At 40.3% G+C, this 19,139-nt stretch carries 15 protein-coding genes; 8 read left to right on the forward strand and 7 right to left on the reverse strand.

What is annotated here, in order from left to right; all coding sequences use genetic code 11:
• Position 1 precedes the first annotated feature (1 nt).
• Complete coding sequence (gene hutH, locus ATS74_RS03855; RefSeq protein ID WP_058547628.1) at positions 2-1,537, forward strand: histidine ammonia-lyase; 1,536 nt, start codon at positions 2-4, stop codon at positions 1,535-1,537.
• On the opposite strand, the gene ATS74_RS03860 is transcribed toward hutH, so the two are convergent.
• Positions 1,534-2,304 (reverse strand): NADP-binding protein, encoded by a 771-nt coding sequence (locus tag ATS74_RS03860; RefSeq protein ID WP_058547676.1) that lies wholly within the window; start codon positions 2,302-2,304, stop codon positions 1,534-1,536. The two genes, hutH and ATS74_RS03860, sit on opposite strands and share 4 nt — an antisense overlap.
• A 117-nt stretch (positions 2,305-2,421) precedes the next feature.
• On the opposite strand from ATS74_RS03860, the gene ATS74_RS03865 reads away from it, so the two are divergent.
• The 4 genes from ATS74_RS03865 (at position 2,422) to ATS74_RS03880 (ending at position 9,061) form a co-directional block, all read left to right on the forward strand.
• A complete protein-coding gene (locus ATS74_RS03865; protein ID WP_058547629.1) occupies positions 2,422-4,449 on the forward strand; it encodes a methyl-accepting chemotaxis protein in 2,028 nt (675 codons plus the stop codon).
• Between the two features lie 371 nt (positions 4,450-4,820).
• Entirely contained in the window at positions 4,821-7,529 is a 2,709-nt protein-coding gene (gene secA / locus ATS74_RS03870) for a preprotein translocase subunit SecA (protein WP_058547630.1), read from the forward strand.
• 60 nt (positions 7,530-7,589) lie between these two features.
• Positions 7,590-7,988 (forward strand): 8-oxo-dGTP diphosphatase MutT, encoded by a 399-nt coding sequence (gene mutT / locus ATS74_RS03875; protein WP_058547631.1) that lies wholly within the window; start codon positions 7,590-7,592, stop codon positions 7,986-7,988.
• 5 nt (positions 7,989-7,993) lie between these two features.
• The gene (locus ATS74_RS03880) at positions 7,994-9,061 is read left to right on the forward strand and encodes a phosphotransferase enzyme family protein (RefSeq protein ID WP_058547632.1); all 1,068 of its coding nucleotides are present in this window, start codon (positions 7,994-7,996) and stop codon (positions 9,059-9,061) included.
• A gap of 101 nt (positions 9,062-9,162) precedes the next feature.
• On the opposite strand, the gene ATS74_RS03885 is transcribed toward ATS74_RS03880, so the two are convergent.
• The 3 genes from ATS74_RS03885 to pmbA form a co-directional block, all read right to left on the reverse strand.
• On the reverse strand, positions 9,163-11,238 hold the full coding sequence (locus ATS74_RS03885; RefSeq protein WP_058547633.1) for a M13 family metallopeptidase: 2,076 nt from the start codon (positions 11,236-11,238) through the stop codon (positions 9,163-9,165).
• A gap of 256 nt (positions 11,239-11,494) precedes the next feature.
• The gene (locus ATS74_RS03890) at positions 11,495-11,977 is read right to left on the reverse strand and encodes a DUF721 domain-containing protein (RefSeq protein ID WP_058547634.1); all 483 of its coding nucleotides are present in this window, start codon (positions 11,975-11,977) and stop codon (positions 11,495-11,497) included.
• 117 nt (positions 11,978-12,094) lie between these two features.
• Complete coding sequence (gene pmbA, locus ATS74_RS03895; RefSeq protein WP_058547635.1) at positions 12,095-13,444, reverse strand: metalloprotease PmbA; 1,350 nt, start codon at positions 13,442-13,444, stop codon at positions 12,095-12,097.
• A gap of 144 nt (positions 13,445-13,588) precedes the next feature.
• Between pmbA and yjgA the strand changes: the two genes are divergently transcribed.
• Together yjgA and hemN are read left to right on the forward strand one after the other, a co-directional pair.
• Positions 13,589-14,122 (forward strand): ribosome biogenesis factor YjgA, encoded by a 534-nt coding sequence (gene yjgA / locus ATS74_RS03900; protein WP_058547636.1) that lies wholly within the window; start codon positions 13,589-13,591, stop codon positions 14,120-14,122.
• A gap of 109 nt (positions 14,123-14,231) precedes the next feature.
• Positions 14,232-15,605: an oxygen-independent coproporphyrinogen III oxidase gene (gene hemN, locus ATS74_RS03905; protein ID WP_058547637.1), complete on the forward strand. Its 1,374-nt coding sequence runs from the start codon at positions 14,232-14,234 to the stop codon at positions 15,603-15,605.
• 75 nt (positions 15,606-15,680) lie between these two features.
• Here hemN and ATS74_RS03910 read toward each other — a convergent pair whose 3' ends face one another.
• The 3 genes from ATS74_RS03910 to ATS74_RS03920 all read right to left on the reverse strand — a co-directional run bounded on the left by ATS74_RS03910 (position 15,681) and on the right by ATS74_RS03920 (position 18,187).
• Positions 15,681-16,196, reverse strand: coding sequence for a DUF2489 domain-containing protein (locus ATS74_RS03910; protein ID WP_058547638.1), 516 nt, complete (start codon positions 16,194-16,196; stop codon positions 15,681-15,683).
• Positions 16,197-16,208: 12 nt separating this feature from the next.
• Positions 16,209-16,799 (reverse strand): Der GTPase-activating protein YihI, encoded by a 591-nt coding sequence (gene yihI, locus ATS74_RS03915; RefSeq protein WP_058547639.1) that lies wholly within the window; start codon positions 16,797-16,799, stop codon positions 16,209-16,211.
• A 755-nt stretch (positions 16,800-17,554) separates the two neighbouring features.
• Positions 17,555-18,187, reverse strand: a complete 633-nt coding sequence (locus ATS74_RS03920) for a c-type cytochrome (RefSeq protein ID WP_058547640.1) — start codon at positions 18,185-18,187, stop codon at positions 17,555-17,557.
• A 283-nt stretch (positions 18,188-18,470) separates the two neighbouring features.
• On the opposite strand from ATS74_RS03920, the gene yihA reads away from it, so the two are divergent.
• The gene (gene yihA / locus ATS74_RS03925) at positions 18,471-19,136 is read left to right on the forward strand and encodes a ribosome biogenesis GTP-binding protein YihA/YsxC (protein WP_058547641.1); all 666 of its coding nucleotides are present in this window, start codon (positions 18,471-18,473) and stop codon (positions 19,134-19,136) included.
• Positions 19,137-19,139 lie beyond the last annotated feature (3 nt).

Genomic DNA, 19,139 nt, shown 5'->3' on the forward strand with positions numbered 1-19,139 from the left:
CATGATTTCACACACTCTCACACCCGGACACCTTGATTTAAACACACTGAGAAAAATTAACGATTCAGCTGTTAATTTAAGTTTAGAAAGCAGCGCCGAGGCACAAATAGCAGCCAGTGCACAAACCGTTCAAAATGTAATAAACGAGCACCGCACCGTATACGGAATTAACACAGGTTTTGGATTATTAGCCAATACTAAAATAGCCGATAGCGAGCTTGAGTTACTTCAGCGCAGCATTGTTCTTTCGCATGCTGCGGGTATTGGCGAATACATGGATGACAGTACCGTAAGGCTAATGATAACCCTTAAAGTAAATTCGCTTTCGCGCGGTTACTCTGGTATTCGATTGCAAGTAATTCAATTTTTTATGCAGCTATTAAAAAGTGAAGTGTATCCGTGTGTGCCAAAAAAAGGTTCTGTTGGCGCATCGGGCGATTTAGCCCCCCTAGCCCACATGTGCTTGGTGCTATTAGGCGAAGGCCAAATGCGCTATCAAGGCGAGGTTATTAGCGCAAGCCAAGGCCTAAAAATAGCGGCGCTTGAGCCCCTTACACTTGCTGCAAAAGAAGGTTTAGCCTTATTAAATGGCACACAAGCGTCTACTGCATTTGCATTACAAGGTTTATTTAGAGCCGAGAATTTATACACGCAAAGCTGCGTTATTGGCGCTATAAGTATTGAAGCTGCCAAAGGAAGCCGTGCACCATTTGATGCCCGTATTCATGATATTCGAGGCCAACGTGGACAAATAGATACTGCTCGCGTATTTAGAGAGCTTCTCAGTGAACACTCTGAAATTAGTCAATCTCACGTAAATTGTGAAAAAGTACAAGACCCTTACTGCTTACGCTGCCAACCTCAGGTACTCGGCGCATGTTTAACACAAATACGCCAAGCCGCAGAGGTGCTTTTATGTGAATCAAACGGGGTGACCGATAACCCGCTGGTGTTTGCTGATGTTGGCGATATTATTTCAGGTGGAAATTTTCATGCAGAGCCAGTGGCTATGGCAGCCGATAATTTAGCAATTGCGATTGCTGAAATTGGCGCATTGGCCGAGCGACGCATAGCCTTGCTAATTGATTCAAACCTCTCAACCTTGCCACCCTTTTTAGTAGAAAACGGTGGGGTAAATTCTGGCTTTATGATTGCCCAAGTAACCGCCGCCGCACTTGCATCAGAAAACAAATCACTCGCGCATCCTGCCTCTGTAGACAGCTTGCCAACATCAGCAAATCAAGAAGATCATGTCTCTATGGCAACCTTTGCTGCTAGGCGCTTAAATGAAATGGCCAATAACACCCAAGGCGTATTGGCTATTGAATGGCTAGCCTCCGCCCAAGGGCTTGAGTTTAGAGCACCACTTAAAGCATCTGAGCAAGTAGAAAAGGCCAAAGCACTACTACGTAAGTATGTTAGCTACTACGACAAAGACCGCTACTTTGCCCCTGATATTGAATCTGCAAATATGCTTTTAGCGCAGGGTGTATTGTGTGGTTTTGTTATAGATAACCCGCTGCCATCAGCACATTAAATTGTGTGCTGATAACTAAATCCTAATGCTTCAATGGCTGAGCCCAGCACTTTTCGCTCAGCCACTTCATCGCTTGTAAAGGTAGGCATTTCACCGCCATGCTGAGCACACTTTAGTGCATAATAATTCGCTTTAGTCGGATGTGACGGATTGACTACATTGTAAATATTTTGCCCCGTATTAAAATTTTCGATTACCGAAAAAATAGCATTTATTACATCTTGCTGGTGCACCATATTAACCACTTGTTGGCTCGATGTGTTTAGCTCTTTACCTGCAACAAAACGACCAGGCTCACGATTTGGCCCAAAGAGCCCAGCTAAACGCAGTACTTTACCGTTTTGTTCGAGTACTTGCTCTTCAGCATCGTATAGTTTTATTTGTCGCTCATTTGTACACGATATCTCACTGCTTTCGCTATAAACACCAGCTTCTTGGTCATACACCCCGGTAGATGAGCACAATATAAAGCCTTTTGAATTTAACTGCTTAGCAAGATTAAGTGCTGATGCTAAAATCTCTGGATAGTTACTTTGCGTGTTACGGCTACGTGGAGGTATAGCGCACACCCAATAGGCATCGCGCAAATCCACTTCGTGTTTTAGCTTGTTATCAACCAATGTAAATTGACGCTGAAAATCATCGCTATGCTCAACACTTTGGTGAGTGCCTTGTACTTCCCAACCCGCGTGTTTAGCTTGTACGCACAAAGCATGACCAAGCCAACCAGCTCCTAGTACTACTAATTTATTAGCTTTAGTTTCCATTTTTTGCATAACCCTTCATTTTAAACGCATAATTAGTGCTTTCTATCTAACTTCGTAGCGATTTTAAGTAAGATATGATTAGATATAACTTACTAAATAACAATAATACGTACACTCATGCTAAATAATTTATCATTACGGAAGAAAATATTATTATTGATTGGTGGAACGATTACAGTTTTACTGATAATTGCCTCAACTTTTTTTATTAAACATATCGCAGATCTTTCCCGAGTTAACATAGAGCGCGAAGCACAAAGCTACCTACAAAGCGAACAACTATCAATGCAAAGCTACTTTGCAATGTACGGTAAATTGGTGTCGACTTTTGTAAATAACCCGCATTTAGTCAACTTTTTTGAAAATTGGAATGTGCGTGATCAACCAATTAAAAATGCACCAGGTTACAGCGAAGTAAACCAAGATTTTGTGCGTATTAGCTCAAATGATGAAAACGTATTATCAGCCTTTTTTGCTTCAGCAACCACTGGTGAATATTTTAAAGAAAACGAACGTACCAGTCAGTACAACGGCCAACCTTACTATGCTTATAAGCGTGGTTGGTGGCAAGAAGCTTTGCAAATCAACAAGCTTTACGTGGGGCCAATTTCGGTTGACTTAACTACAGGTGTGGCATCAGCAGTAGTTCAACAACCAGTATATAACGCGCATCGTAAACTCATAGGTATGGGCGGTGTTGATCTGCAGCTAAATAAAATTAACGATATGGTCGAAGACATTCGTTTTAATGGTCAAGGCTACGGGTTTTTGCTCGACGGCAATCAAAAAGTAGTACACTTTTCAAAAGCCACAGGCCATAAATTATCTATTACCGACGAAGGCCCTAAAGGTAAAGAAGGGCTCGACGGCCTAGAACAACAATTTGCAAATACATCTGGCTTTAAAAGTCTAAACACTCAAATGCGCAATAACCTTGAGGGTAGCCAACTGGTTACTTTAAAAGGTGAAGAGTTTTATGTGGTTTACCACCGTTTGCAACTAGAGCAGCCTTATTTAGATTGGTACGTAGGGATACTTATTCCTACCAGCATGATTGAAGCGCCAGTAAATGCAGCCGTTACTACCACTATTACAGCTGTAATTATTATGCTTGTTATTATTTTAGCCATGATTTTGTGGGCTACTCAAATGATCTCGCAGCCTATCACAACACTTACTAACATCATGCGTGATATAGCATCGGGTGAAGGCGATTTAACGCAAAAAATTAATATCGACAGTAAAGATGAAGTGGGCCAGTTGGCTAATCATATGAACACCTTTATTGATAAACTGCGTGCCATGATGCTCGAAACCGCCGCACAAGCAGAGCAATTAACTAATGCAGCAGCGCAGCTTAGGCGCGTATCTGAGCAAACAAATACTGAAATACAGCAAGAAAAACAACAAGTAGATAGCGTAAGCGCTGCGGTTACCGAAATGGCCAGTACCGTACTTGAAATTTCACGTAATGCGCAGCACACCAACAGTGCTGCCGAAGAAGTGCAAGCCATTACAGCAAAAGGGGCTAATCGTTCAACGCAAGCACAAAAAGTAATGACCGAGCTTGCACTTCACATAGGTGAAGCATCTAAAGTAGTGGCAGGCCTTGAGCAAGAAAGTAATAACATAGGTGCATTAGTTGATGTAATTAACTCCATTGCCGATCAAACTAACTTACTTGCTCTTAATGCAGCTATTGAAGCAGCCCGAGCTGGCGAGCATGGTCGTGGTTTTGCCGTGGTAGCTGACGAAGTACGCTCACTTGCAAGTCGTACGCAAGAATCTACCGACGATATTCGTAATATGATTTCTCGCTTGCAACAAATAGCGCAGCAAGCATCGGTAATGATGCTACAAGGCCAAGAGCAAACAGAAGGCTCAGTATCACAAACCAAAGAAGTACTTAGCTCACTGCAAAATATTGCGCAATCGGTTACTAAAGTACAAGACCAAAGCCACCAAATTGCCACCTCTACCGAGGAGCAAACTGTTGTTGCTGAAGATATTAATACCAGCCTATCGGCAATTAACAACTTAGTAAATAGTACAGCCGATCATGCTTATACACTTGCTGATGAAGCGCGTGATTTAAGCGATTTAGCTGCCGCACTTAATAAAACAGTAAACCAATTTAAGTTATAAAATATGGGGTAACAATGTAGAGCGCTAAGTATAAAACTTGTGCGCCTACTCCCCTTGTTTTTAATTTATTTAGCACCATATCTTTACAACTTGCAGCTATTTTTAGCGTAATTAAATCAGTTAAAGCGATTTTTTCGCATCAGATCAAAATTTTCTGTTTTAAATACACATCTTTTTGTTGAGATAGTTTGTTGTTTGCCAGAGTCTGGTATAGTAGCGCACGTAATAAACAGTGCTTTTTGGGCGCTTTAATACAAAATTGCTAATTAATATGTTCTACGTGTTATGTAAAAGCACATATTAATTACCAATTGTAAAAAATGGGTTAGCCGACACTCGGTTAACAAAGAATACATTGTAACGGTTTTATCATGATATCTAATTTATTTACCAAGATTTTTGGTAGTCGCAATGACCGCACTATTAAAAACCTAAGAAAGACGGTCGCGCTAATTAACGCGCTAGAAACGCAATTAGAAGCGCTTTCTGATGAAGATTTAAGAGCTAAAACAGCTGAGTTTAGAGAACGTTACGATAACGGACAAAGCCTTGACGACATTTTACCAGAAGCATTTGCAGTGGTACGTGAAGCGTCAAAGCGTGTAAATGGCATGCGTCACTTCGACGTACAGCTATTAGGTGGTATGGTTTTACATCAAGGTCGCATTGCAGAAATGCGTACCGGTGAAGGTAAAACACTAACAGCAACACTTCCTGCCTACTTAAATGGCTTAACAGGCAAAGGCGTACACGTAATTACCGTGAACGACTACCTTGCTAAACGTGATGCTGAAACAAACCGCGAGTTATTTGAGTTCTTAGGCCTAACTGTGGGCTGTAACGTACCTGGCATGATGCCACAGCAGAAAAAGCAAGCTTATACTGCTGACATTACCTACGGTACAAATAACGAATTTGGTTTTGACTACCTTCGTGACAACATGGCATTTAGCATTGATGAGCGCGTACAGCGCCCATTGTTTTATGCAGTAGTAGATGAAGTGGATTCAATCCTAATCGATGAAGCGCGTACACCACTTATTATTTCAGGTCCGGCTGAAGATAGCTCTGAGCTTTACATCGAAATCAACAAAATAGTACCGCTTTTAGAGCTTCAAGAAAAAGAAGACGAAGAAGGTGTTGAAGGCGATGGCGATTACACAATTGACGAAAAGTCTAAGCAAGTTCATTTAACTGAACGCGGCCAAATTAAAGTTGAAGACTTATTAACTGAACGTAACTTAATTGAAGAAGGCGACTCGCTTTACTCTGCAAGTAGCATTACCCTTTTAAGCCATGTATATGCAGCACTACGCGCTCATAAGCTTTATCAAAAAGATGTTGATTACGTTGTTAAAGAAAACGAAGTCATTATTATCGATGAGCATACAGGGCGTTCAATGGAAGGTCGTCGTTGGTCTGAAGGTTTACACCAAGCTGTTGAAGCTAAAGAAGGCGTAAAAATTCAAAACGAAAACCAAACACTTGCTTCAATCACTTTCCAAAACTACTTCCGTTTATACGAAACGTTAGCAGGTATGACAGGTACAGCCGACACTGAAGCATTTGAGTTTCAGTCAATTTATGGCCTAGATACCGTAGTTATGCCAACTAATAAGCCGATGATTCGTGATGATCGCGCCGATTTAGTTTACCTAACGCAAGAAGAAAAATACGAAGCTATTTTAATTGATATTAAAGATTGCCAAGAGCGCGGACAGCCTGTGCTTGTCGGTACTATTTCAATTGAAAGTTCTGAGTATTTATCACAGTTTTTACGCAAAGAAAAAATTAAGCACAATGTACTTAATGCTAAATTTCACGCGCAAGAAGCTGACATCGTATCTGATGCAGGTTTACCAGGCACTGTTACTATTGCAACCAACATGGCCGGTCGTGGTACCGATATCGTGCTTGGCGGCAACTGGAACAGCGAAGTTGAAAAACTAGAAACTCCAACAGATGAGCAAATTGCTGAAATTAAAGCAGCATGGAAAATTCGCCATGATGCAGTAATTGATGCTGGCGGTTTACACATCATCGGTACTGAGCGCCATGAATCGAGACGTATAGATAACCAATTACGTGGTCGTTCTGGTCGTCAAGGTGATGCCGGCTCTAGCCGTTTTTACCTATCAATGGATGATGCGCTAATGCGTATATTTGCCGGCGAGCGCATGACTAACATGATGCGTAAGCTAGGCATGCAACGAGGCGAAGCAATTGAGCACCCATGGGTAAACCGCGCAATTGAAAACGCACAACGTAAAGTAGAAGCACGTAACTTTGATGTACGTAAGCAACTACTTGAATACGATGATGTAGCAAACGATCAACGTCGTGTTGTTTACTCTCAGCGTAACGAACTGCTTGAAGAAGGCGATATTTCAGAAACTATCACGGCTATCCGTGGTGATGTACTTGCTGGTGTTATTGACCAGTACATTGCACCGCAAAGCCTTGCTGAGATGTGGGATGTGCCTGGCCTTGAAGAACGCTTAAAACAAGACTTCTTAATTGAGCTACCAATTACTCAGTGGTTAGCCGATGACAATAAACTTTACGAAGAAAAACTTCGTGAACGTATTGAGCAAGCTGTTGAGCAGTCATACCAGCAAAAAGAAGAACAAGTTGGCGACTCTGTACTTCGCCAGTTTGAAAAAGCGATTATGCTACAAAGCCTTGATCAGCACTGGAAAGATCATCTTGCTGCAATGGATCACTTACGCCAAGGTATTCACTTACGTGGTTACGCGCAAAAGAATCCTAAGCAAGAGTACAAACGCGAGTCGTTTGAGCTGTTCTCTGAAATGCTTGAAAACTTAAAAGTTGATGTAGTTGGCATTTTAAGTAAAGTACAAGTACGTGCAGAAGAAGATGTTGAAAAAGTAGAAGAGCAACACCGTAAGAGTGAAAATGCTCCTCGCGAATACCAACATGAAGAAGCTGAGCACGTAGGCGGTGAAGCACCTCAAAGCGCAACCGTAATGGCTAGAACAGAGCCAAAAGTTGGCCGTAATGATCCGTGCCCTTGTGGTTCAGGTCAAAAATTCAAACAGTGTTGTGGTAAATTAAAATAACCACGCATTGTAAGTAATTAAAAAGCGACGCTAGCGTCGCTTTTTTTATGGAGTAAAAACATGACAATAAAAATAGTAAATGTAGCCGTAGGTGTTATTAAAAAAAACAATGCCATTTTTATTTGTAAGCGCGGTGATGAGCAACACCAAGGTGGCTTATGGGAATTTCCGGGTGGCAAAGTAGAGGCTGGCGAAAGCGTATTTGCAGCGCTTAAGCGAGAGCTAACAGAAGAAGTGGGGATCACAATTCACAGCTCTAGCCAGCTAATGGTGATTGAGCATGACTACGGCGATAAATGTGTAAAACTCGATATTCATGTCGTTAGTAATTTTAGTGGTGAAGCGCGTGGCGCTGAAGGACAACCAAGCGAATGGGTTGCCATTAGTGAGCTTAGTAACTACGACTTCCCTGCGGCTAACGCTGATATTATTGAAAAAATACAAGCTCGATACGCGTAGGTTAAATGAATACGTTAATTCAAAATAAATTAAGTGGGCTTTTAGCGCTAAACCCTGAGCTTACTCAGGTTAGCGTTATAGGTAGCGGCCACATAAATACGACGTGGCTGCTTAGTAATGCGTCGCAGCAATTTATTGTGCAAAGGCTTAATACCCATGTATTTAAATACCCTGCACACCTCATTAATAATGCAAAATTAATTGAACAGCACTTATACACTAAAAAGCAAAGCAACAGCTACCCGCTTGAGATTGTTAAACACATAAGCACACGTAGCAACGAGTACTTAATAAGCATTGAAAACGAGCAGTACCGAGTACTTAACTTTATTAGCCAAAGCTTTAGTGAAGATGTGGTTAAAACCATAGAGCAAGCACATCAGGCAGCTTTAGCATTTGGCACCTTTGCAAGCGCCCTTCACGATTTTGACGCCACATTGCTTTACACTGTTATTGAGGATTTTCATAACTTAGCCATGCGCTTTGAGCAATTAAATTCAGCTATAAATACAAGTAGTGATAAGCGTCTCATTCGCTGTGAAAGCGAAATAGCCTTTTGCTTATCGCAGCAGCATTTAATTAAAGAACTCAGTGATATAGCCGCAGACTTACCTATTCGGGTTTGCCATAACGACACTAAAATAAATAACATGCTGTATTGTAGTAATACGCATAAAGCAAAAGCGGTTATCGATTTAGATACCTGTATGTCAGGGTTTTTACTGTATGATTTTGGTGACATGGTACGTACATTTTGTTGCGCTGAGGCAGAAGACTCGACCAACCTTGATAAGGTAGTTATTCGTAAAGAGATTTTTGAGGCGCTCGTTAAGGGCTACCTCCCTCCGCTTAAGCCTATTATGAGTAAGTCAGAGCAATCAAGCTTATTGCTTGGTGCTAAAATTATGCCGTTAATGCTTAGTGTGCGTTTTCTAACTGATTACTTAAATAACGATGTGTACTTTAAAACTACTCATGTAGAGCATAATTTAGAGCGTGCTCAAAACCAACTGGCTTTGTATAAAAACATTTTAAGTAATGAAAGCTGGATGCATAAAACCCTCATGCAATAGCAGCAATGTTATTGGTATAAAAAAACCAGCAAGCTAAACACTTGCTGGTTTTTTATTAAGTTAACCTAAATTTTGGTTAAGCTAATTAAAATAAATATCAATTACCAAATTTTTACGCGATCTTCTGGTTTGATATACATTTTGTCGCCTTCTTTTACGTCAAACGCTTCGTAAAATTCAGGCATGTTCGACAAGATACCGATTACACGGTAGTGGCTTGGTGAATGTGGGTCTGTCATTAAGCGGTTACGTAACTCTTCATCACGATACTTACGGCGCCAAATTTGTGACCAGCCCATAAAGAAGCGTTGATCGCCTGTGTAACCATCAATTACCGGCGCTTTGCTATCACCTAAAGATAACATATATGCTTTATGCGCTACAGTTAAGCCACCTAAATCACCAATGTTTTCGCCAAGCGTTAGTTCGCCGTTAACACCTGCATCTTCAAACGGTTTGTACTCGTTGTATTGTGCAACGAGTGCACCTGTACGCTCTTCAAACTGTGTAAGGTCAGTCTCGCTCCACCAGTTACGTAAGTTACCGTCACCGTCGTATTTAGCACCTTGGTCGTCAAAACCGTGGCCTAGTTCGTGGCCAATTACCGCGCCAATTGCACCGTAGTTTACAGCATCATCCGCTTCTAAATTAAAGAATGGTGGTTGCAAAATTGCAGCAGGAAATACAATTTCGTTGTTTACCGGATTATAATAAGCATTTACCGTTTGCGGCGTCATGTGCCACTCAGAACGATCAACAGGCTTGCCTAATTTAGCAATCATGTCTTTGTAAGCCCATTCACTGTAACGAATGTAGTTACCTACTAGTTCATCTGAATTGATTGTAAGCTCAGAGTAGTCTTTCCACTTATCTGGGTAACCAATTTTAGGGGTAAATTTGTTTAGCTTTTCTTGCGCTGCAAGCTTAGTTTCAGGGCTCATCCACTCAAGGTTTTCAATAGCTACACCGTAACCTTTGATTACGTTATCAACTAGCTCTTCCATACGCGCTTTCGCTTCTGGCGGGAAGTTATCTTTAACGTAAACTTTACCTAAAATTTCACCCAGTACACTGTTAGAAGCATCAACGGCTTTTTTCCAAAGTGGTGCTTGCTCTTCTACACCACGTAATGTTGTGCTGTAAAAGTTAAATTTAAGGTCAACTAAATCGTCACTAAGTAGCTGTGCATAACCACTAACAAAATGGAATTTTAAATAGTTTTTCCACGTTGTTACGTCTGTGTTTTTATACACATCGGCAAATGCTTCTAGGTAGCTTGGCTGACGCACAATAATTTCTTGTATATCCACACCAGCGTCTTTAAAAAACGTAGCTAAATCAAAATCGCCCATTAGTTTATCAGCATCGGCAACCGTCATCTTATTATACGATTTTGTTGCATCACGGCTTTGTACTCGGCTCCACTGCGCATCAGCTAAAGACTTTTCAAATGCGATAACGCTTTTAGCGGCTTCAGATGCATTTTTAACACCTGATTTAGCTAAAATATCGGTCATGTATTGCTCGTAAGCGGCACGAATTTTAGTGAATTTTTCGTCATCTTTTAAGTAGTAGTCGCGGTCCGGTAAACCAAGGCCCGATTGTGATAAGTACAAGGCATATTCGCTTGAATTTTTAGCATCGTTATTTACAAACCAACCAAATGGTAAGCTAGCACCTTGCTTTTGAATTTTAGCCATTAGGCCAGCTAAATCAGCTTTAGACTCAACACTATCAATTGTATCTAAAGAAGGCTGAAGTGGTGTAATTCCCATTTCATTACGCGCGTCTTTATTCATATAGCTTTTATAAAAAGCACCAATTTTATGCTCGTCACTGCCCGCTTTAGCCGCGTTATTAGCAGCCGCGCTTTCAAGAGCCACTTTCATCGCTTTTTGCGACTCGTCATATAGTTGCGAAAAAGAACCGTAATTAGATTTATCGCCCGGGATCTCTGTTTTAGCAAGCCACTGACCATTTACGTGGTAGTAAAAATCATCCTGTGCACGTACAGACTCATCCATATTGGCAAGGTCTACACCTAACTCAAGCGTTTTGTCTGCAGGGGCCGTGACTGCTGCAGTTTCGGTGACTTTTGTTTCTTGTTGTTTTTCACCGCAACCTACTAGGCCAAGCGCAAGTGCAATACTTGCGGCGGTAATAGTTACTTTCTTCATAGTTATTCCGTTTGTTAGTTAGAATTTAATACCAACTCCATTAAATTCTTGAATACTTGAGGAATGTAATAGCACTCACAGCACGCTTTCACTTAATGGAATGGGTATCAAGAGCGAACTCAGATAAAAGTACGCCATGTGGGTATAATAAACCCCATTAAACAAACATTAAAATAGAATATGTAACAAAGTATTTTGAATGCGATGAGCAAACGAAATAGCCCTACCAATGACAAATTATTTGAATTTAAAAAAATTATTTTTTTCCGTGCAGAGCCAGGCGCTCTAATTTTTCTTTTAGAGAAGGAGGTGCAGATGCAGCGATCGCATTTAAATAATCAGAGGTTTGAGTGCTCATTTTACGAGAATTTCCCGTAACTGCGCTTTGTGCTTGGCTTTTATTGCCAGTAGCGCTTAATCGCTGAGTAGCTTGCGGATTTGCAGTAATTTTTATTTGCCCAAGCTCAGCCATGCCTGCAGCTCTAAAGTGTGACTGCATATCCATTTTCAAATAATTAAGCTTAAGCGCGATAGAAGCCGATACAGCCTCAATCATTAAGGTACCATCACGGTAGTTACTCACTCTGCACTTTTCGCTTAGCTTAGGTCCTAAAAACTCTTTTAATAGAGTTTGCTGTTTATCAAGTGCTTGGCTTTTACCTGCATAGGCCGACAAGCGGTTGTTGAGCCCCGCCATAATGTCGGTTAACGGCTTTGGTGCATATCTATCTTTTGCCATTTAACACCCCATAAATTTAAATAAAGCTCAGTTAAGCCAAGCACGTAAATGTTTGGCTTAACTGAGCGCTTTTATATTACACCAATTCGCTTAATTAAGTATTATTGCAAATTGGTATTAAGCGCCTGCTATTTGCATTTGATCTATAAGTACTGAGCCAGTTTGAATACCGCCTCTTCGCTCAATATCGCCACCAATTGCACTAATGCCTTTAAACATATCTTTTAAATTTCCGGCAATAGTAATTTCACTTACTGGGTATTGAATCTGGCCGTTTTCGACCCAAAAACCAGCTGCTCCACGCGAGTAGTCACCCGTAACGGTGTTTACACCTTGGCCCATAAGCTCAGTAACTAATAAACCTGTACCCATGGTTTTTAATAAAGCCGATAAATCATTATGGGTTTGTTCAACTAACCAGTTATGTATACCGCCAGCATGGCCTGTTGGCGTCATATTCATTTTACGTGCAGCGTAACTTGCTAATAAATAGGTTTGTAGCTCGCCACCTTGGATTATTTCACGATCAAGCGTTTTAACCCCTTCGCTATCAAAAGGCGATGATGCTAAACCTTTTAAAATATGTGGGCGCTCAGCTATATTTACACAGTTACTAAATACCTGTGTGCCAAGGCTGTCGAGTAAAAAACTCGACTTACGATAAAGTGCACCACCACCAATGGCCGACACTAAATGGCCAAACAGTGAATTGGCAATATCAGCTCTAAAAATAACAGGCACCTTCATAGTCCCTAGTTTTTGGCTGTTTAGTTTAGCGAGCGTTTCTGCAGCGGCTTCAAGCCCAACAGCTGCAGCATCATTTAAACCCGCTTGATCGCGCGCAACGGTGTAAGCAGAGTCACGCTGCATATGCTCGCCCTCTTTACCTATTACCATAGTGCTAATGCTATGACGAGTACGAGGAAAACCTGCAATTAAGCCATGGCTGTTACCATATACGCGTAAACCTTGGTGCGATGAAAAGCTGGCACCGTCTGAATTAACAATTCGCTCATCAGCATTTAATGCAGCTTGCTCTGCGGCATGGCAAAGCTCAATACCTTGCTCTGGGCTTACATCCCACGGGTGGTATAAATCTAAATTTTTTGGTGCAAACTCAAGTAATTCTTTATCAGCAACACCATTAAATGGGTCATCAGATGTAAATTTAGCTATATCTATCGCTTTTTCTACAACGGTACGCAGTGTTTTTGGACTCAAATCGGCGGTAGACGCAGAGCCTTTATTATTACCAACATATACACTTATACCTAAACCACCGTCTTGGTTAAATTCAATGGTTTCTACTTCACCCATACGTGTACTAACCGATAAACCAGATGTGCTCGACATTGCAGCTTCTGCAGCTGTTGCACCCAACTTTTTTGCATGCTCAAGCACTTCGGCTACGGCATCTTTTACTTGAGAGATTTGAGAATAAATTGGATCGTGTTGTTGGCTTTTCATAAATTAAGTCCTGAGCCTTAAGGCAATATTGCACGCATTTTTTATAGTTAAATGCTAACACACTCACTGCACCACATCAGCTAATATTAATCACTAAAAGAATCGCGTATAATGGCAAAAGTTATTTTTATTTAAGAGCACCCCATGGCAAAGAAAAAAGGCAAGCCTGCTGAAATTGAAGAAGAAATTATATACGTATCAAGAACGGAGCTTAAGCGCGAAGCGCAAGAGTTTCATCAGTTAGGTTCTGAAATTGCCAAAATGGGTAAAAAACAGCGTGAGCGCCTACCATTAAATGACGATTTAAAAGAGGCCATGGTTGTTGCTGATAAAATTAGTAATAAAAGTGATGCTTACCGTCGTCACTTAAACTACATTGCTAAAACGCTTCGTACTGTAGAAAACATCGAAGAAATTAAAGCGATAATTGATGTAATGCTAAATAAAAATAACCAAGCTGAAGTATTGGTTAAAAAAATTGAGCAGCTTCGCGCAGACTTAATTGAGCAAGGTGATGATCTAATAAATGAAACTATTGAGCAGTTTCCTGAGTTGGACCGCCAGCAATTACGCCAGTTAGTTCGTAATGCGACCAAAGAAGCTAAAGCTGAAAAACCAGGTAAAGGCTACAAAGAGTTATTTCAGTATCTTAAAGATGCCCATACAGTGACTTACTAGCGTTAAAAAATTAAAAAGGTGCTGCGGCACCTTTTTTTGTTGTAGATCAAAAACTCTTCTTACAAAACTTTTTATAATTTGCACCTTATTAATATACAAGGTGCGCGTGATGATAGAACTTCCAAAATGGGATGATTCCCTAATAAACAAATATAATGTCTCAGGTCCTCGCTACACCTCTTACCCTACGGCACTTTCTCTTAGCGAAGGTTATAACCAGCAAGACTTGCTAAGCGCTATTGAATCATCATCTAGTCGTTCACTATCTTTGTATATACATATTCCGTTTTGTAGCCAACTTTGTTATTACTGCGGCTGTAATAAAATTATTACTCGTCATCAATCAAAAGCAGATGTGTATCTAGATTACCTTGCTAAAGAAATTAAGGCCCAAGCTCCCCTATTTAAACACTACACCGTAGAGCAATTACATTTAGGTGGTGGAACTCCCACTTTTTTAAATACTAAGCAAATGACTCGCTTAGTGACTTTATTAGAGCAGCATTTTGATTTTACTCATACAACTGAGCGTGGAATAGAGATAGACCCACGCTCGCTTAGCGACAACATGCTCGTTGATTTGCGTGTGCTAGGCTTTAACCGCGTATCGTTTGGTATTCAAGATTTTAATGATGAGGTACAACTTGCTGTAAATCGCCCACAACAAGCCAGTAAAGTTAAGCAACTAATTACTCAAGCTCGCGAGCTTGGTTTTAAATCAATTAATGCAGATATGATTTATGGGCTTCCACTACAAACACCTCAAAGCTTTAAGCATACTATTGAGCAATTAATTGCGTTAAACCCTGACCGTGTATCGGTATTTAATTACGCTCATTTACCAGAACGCTTCGCTGCACAGCGTAAAATTAAAGATGCAGATTTGCCTAGCGCGCATGACAAACTGACTATGTTCAAAAACACTCTTGAACAAATGACTCAAGCAGGATATCAATTTATTGGCATGGATCATTTTGCTCGCCCCGAAAACGAGCTAGCAACTGCACAAAACGAAGCTAAGCTACACCGTAACTTTCAGGGTTACACCACACATGGTAACTGTGATTTACTAGGCTTAGGTGTATCGTCTATTTCACAAATTGGCAGTGCTATTTTGCAAAATCAAAAAGAGCTAAAGCAATATTATCATGCAACCGAAACACAAAGCGGCTGTGCGATTAGTAAAGGGATGCATTTAAATACTGATGACATAATACGTGCTGATGCTATTAAACAGCTTATTTGCCAGTTTGAGCTTAATACAGAAGAGTTTGCCAATAAGCATGGTATTGAATTTAATAGTTACTTTGCAGATGCTCTGACTGCACTTATTCCGCTAATAGATGATGCCATGGTAACAATCAATAACAATACGATTAAAGTAACGCCACGCGGCAATTTATTTATACGTATAATTTGCATGTGCTTCGATGCTCACTTACAAAAACAAATCAACGCAACGCGATTTTCCAGAGTGATTTAGCCTGAACTTTAGGTAATAAATACATAGGCACAAAAAAAGCAGACCTAGGTCTGCTTTTTATATTATCAATAGCACCTAATTAAACACGACTTTATCGCTGCCAGGAGCCGCTTTAAACTCTACAATAATTTTTGCGCAATCAGCTTTTATAGCGTCATTAAGCTTTTCTTCTGCGCGCCAACGAGCAGTGTCTTGTTTAAAAATCTCTTTTTTAGAGTATTTTTTACGAGCATCATGCGTTGGCATTTCTTTAACTACTTCGTACATTTCAAAAATGCCAGGGTACTGAGACGTTAAATCACGCTCATCTTCAAATGCGTATTGAGACATAAGTACCCAAATACGCAAACACCCTTCAGAAAACTCACACTGCTCTTCATTCATTGCACGAGCAATTAAATGAATGCTGTCGGCCAATTTAGCATTACGCTCTAAACGCGACTTTTTAAGCTTTTTTTGCTGCTCAGCTTGAGTTTTTGCAATTAGCTTTTTTTGTGCACTTAACTTATAAAGCAGCTGACCCGCATAAAATGCTAAGCCAGCAATAATCGCAGCACCTACAAATAAGGCTATGATCAACGCTGTACTCATTATTTGCCCTTACTATTTGTCGTCTTCGTCTAGCCATTCATTGGCTAAATCGTCAGATAAGTATTGATCGAAGTCAGCGTTGCCTTCACTTGCAAAGTCATCTTCGAAATCATCTTCAAACTCGTCTTCATCTTCAATACCAAGGATTTTACATAAAGCCTGATGGCGAGCAATACGGCTATTAAAGTACTTAGCATCTTTACCTGTTAGCATTTCACCTTTTTCATGGCGCTCGACTAATTTAAGTAAGCGCTCATCATTCTCAAGTGCTTCAAGCTCTTGTTCTGGCGTTATCTCAGGCTCAGTAACCTTTTTAAGTTCAACCGTAGGTTTTAAGTTACGTTTCATTTCAACTTTAGGTTCAGGTGCTGTAGCAATTAATGGCACTGCTTTTTTACTGCCTACACGCTTATCTTTGGGCGTATAACCACCTTTTTGGCTATCATCATCTAATAGCTCTGGAGCGTTACGAGAACCTGGCTTAGCACCTTTGGTTTTTTTAACTCGCTGCTCTTTTAATGCGCGCATTTCTTTAAGCTTGTCTTGGCTTAAACGAACAGGTCCATTTGATGGGCTTTTGCGTGACTTTTTAGTTCTACTCATATCTTGATCATCTCACTTAAGAGGTTTTGAGCGAGGCGCAACTTAATGGGCATCGCAGTGCTGGCCTAGCCAGAAGAATTCAGTTTGCGCTATGCTATAGAGGTTGGGTTACTCATTAAAAAGCGCCTTAGCTAATAATCGCTAATTTTAAACGGTGGGTATTGTAACAGGACAAATAAAAAGGCGGTAGAGAAAACATCTCTACCGCCTGCTAATCTGAGCGCCATTATCTGGACACTTCTCCCTTCGACTTTTTTTAGTCTTTATTATTTTTATTATTATCAGTCCGTTTTGTTATTATTAATACCTTCCCTGTAACATTCCCTTTTGTTTTTATTATTAAACTTCCATGAGTTTTTTATTATTCTCGGTCGTCCTGACTCTTTTTTATTATTTCCTTTAGTAGCAACATCTTGTGCTATGTAGTCGTGTCGCGCCATTTTCCTTTAGCATAATCCATTTTGTTATTGTTGTTTTGCGACAGTGGTTAATTTACTCGTTAATAATTTTGTTACAACTGGTTTATATAACTTTTATTATAATTATTACATTAACATGTACAACAACCCTTAAAATTCAGAAGGTTAAGTTAAAGTGATAATTTAAAAGAAGACTTTTCTTACAGATGGATATGGACAATGTCTCACATCAGAGGTGGGTAATATCGGTAAATTAAAAAACAAAAAAAAGCAGCCTAGGCTGCTTTTTCAACACATTACAGTGTATTTACTAGTGACGGCTAAATAAATACGACTTTAGTGTAAACCACCTAAGTACTGAGAAAGCACTTCGATGTCTTTATCTGTTAATTTCTTAGCTATATCGCCCATCATGCCGTTTAGGTCATTACTACGAGTGCCATCGCGGAATTTTTCAAGTTGAGCCTTGATGTATTCTGGATGTTGAAAAGAAATTTTAGGAAACTTAGCTAACGATGAACCATTACCACGAGGGCCATGACATGCTGCACATGATGGAATTCCACGTTCCGCGTCGCCCGCTTTGAAAAGCATTTTACCAACTTCAACCACATCTTTAGGTGTTGAACCTTCAGACATATTCAGTGAAGAGAAATAAGCAGCTAAATCTTTCATGTCTTGCTCGCTAAGTGGCATAGCCATAGCGCTCATAACCGGATCCATACGACCTTCTTTACCGCCAGAAGTCATACCTAATTTTAAATCCTGAAGTTGCTTAAGAATATAATCTGGATGTTGACCTGCAAGCTTAGGGTAGATATTAACCGGCGCATTACCATCTGGGCCGTGACAAGCCGCACACGTTGCTGATTTTTCTTTACCTGCGTTTACATCGCCATCGAATGCTGTTGCGTTGCTTGCTGACAACGCACCAAGCAATATTGTTAAAGATAGTGCTATTTTTTTCATGGTGAATTCTCTGTTTCCGACCCTGTATCATCTACAATATAGATAGTTGTAATACATGTATTCTACACGATAAAAAATTCTCTGGCACGTTTTCTACTCATATTAAGCTTATAAATTATAGGGTTTTGACCTAGATTAAGCTTTAAGTGTCTTTTAATGTGCCATTTGTGCTGCTTTAAGGTGTTTAAATACGCTTTTTAATACATCCTTTATAGTATAAAATACGCGCCCTGAGTGAATTTAGTTTACTCAACATGACCATTTTTAAGTTTTAGGAGAGCCTGTGCTCAAATCTCGTATCAAATATAATACTGCGTCTTTCGTAACAAGCGCTCCAGACATTACTAAATTACCTGCTGATACGGGAATTGAAGTCGCGTTTGCTGGTCGCTCTAATGCTGGTAAGTCAAGTGCCCTTAATGCGCTTACAGACCAAAAGCTAGCACGTACCAGTAAAACACCAGGGCGTACTCAGCTAATCAATACTTTTGAACTTGCTGATGTTGATGATATGCGCTTAATCGATTTACCTGGGTATGGTTTTGCGAAAGTACCAATTGAAATGAAAAAGAAATGGCAAAAGTCGTTAGGTGAATACCTACAAAAACGCCAAAGCTTAAAAGGTATCGTGGTATTAATGGATATTCGCCATCCATTAAAAGACTTAGATAAAGATTTAATTAACTGGGCTATAGGTAGCGAAATACCAGTACTTGCCCTTTTAACAAAAGCAGACAAGCTTAAGCAAGGTGCGCGTAAGGCACAGGTACTACAAGTGCGTCGTGAGTTAAGCCAGCTTGACGGTGACATTACTGTACATGCGTTTTCATCGCTTAAAGGCACAGGCTTACCTGAAGTCGCTAAAAAGCTAGATGAATGGTACTTAGGTCCCGTTGTAGCAATCCCACCACAAGATAAGCAAAGTGAAGAAACTGACTCTAATGCTTAATTG

The sequence above is a fragment of the Pseudoalteromonas sp. H103 genome (genome assembly GCF_001469205.1).
In the GTDB taxonomy this organism is placed as follows: Bacteria; Pseudomonadota; Gammaproteobacteria; order Enterobacterales; family Alteromonadaceae; genus Pseudoalteromonas; species Pseudoalteromonas carrageenovora.

Coding starts and splice junctions, on each gene's coding strand:
- hutH (WP_058547628.1), top strand. CDS start 2: ATGATTTCACACACTCTCACACCCGGACACCTTGATTTAAACACACTG.
- ATS74_RS03860 (WP_058547676.1), bottom strand. CDS start 2,304: ATGGAAACTAAAGCTAATAAATTAGTAGTACTAGGAGCTGGTTGGCTT.
- ATS74_RS03865 (WP_058547629.1), top strand. CDS start 2,422: ATGCTAAATAATTTATCATTACGGAAGAAAATATTATTATTGATTGGT.
- secA (WP_058547630.1), top strand. CDS start 4,821: ATGATATCTAATTTATTTACCAAGATTTTTGGTAGTCGCAATGACCGC.
- mutT (WP_058547631.1), top strand. CDS start 7,590: ATGACAATAAAAATAGTAAATGTAGCCGTAGGTGTTATTAAAAAAAAC.
- ATS74_RS03880 (WP_058547632.1), top strand. CDS start 7,994: ATGAATACGTTAATTCAAAATAAATTAAGTGGGCTTTTAGCGCTAAAC.
- ATS74_RS03885 (WP_058547633.1), bottom strand. CDS start 11,238: ATGAAGAAAGTAACTATTACCGCCGCAAGTATTGCACTTGCGCTTGGC.
- ATS74_RS03890 (WP_058547634.1), bottom strand. CDS start 11,977: ATGGCAAAAGATAGATATGCACCAAAGCCGTTAACCGACATTATGGCG.
- pmbA (WP_058547635.1), bottom strand. CDS start 13,444: ATGAAAAGCCAACAACACGATCCAATTTATTCTCAAATCTCTCAAGTA.
- yjgA (WP_058547636.1), top strand. CDS start 13,589: ATGGCAAAGAAAAAAGGCAAGCCTGCTGAAATTGAAGAAGAAATTATA.
- hemN (WP_058547637.1), top strand. CDS start 14,232: ATGATAGAACTTCCAAAATGGGATGATTCCCTAATAAACAAATATAAT.
- ATS74_RS03910 (WP_058547638.1), bottom strand. CDS start 16,196: ATGAGTACAGCGTTGATCATAGCCTTATTTGTAGGTGCTGCGATTATT.
- yihI (WP_058547639.1), bottom strand. CDS start 16,799: ATGAGTAGAACTAAAAAGTCACGCAAAAGCCCATCAAATGGACCTGTT.
- ATS74_RS03920 (WP_058547640.1), bottom strand. CDS start 18,187: ATGAAAAAAATAGCACTATCTTTAACAATATTGCTTGGTGCGTTGTCA.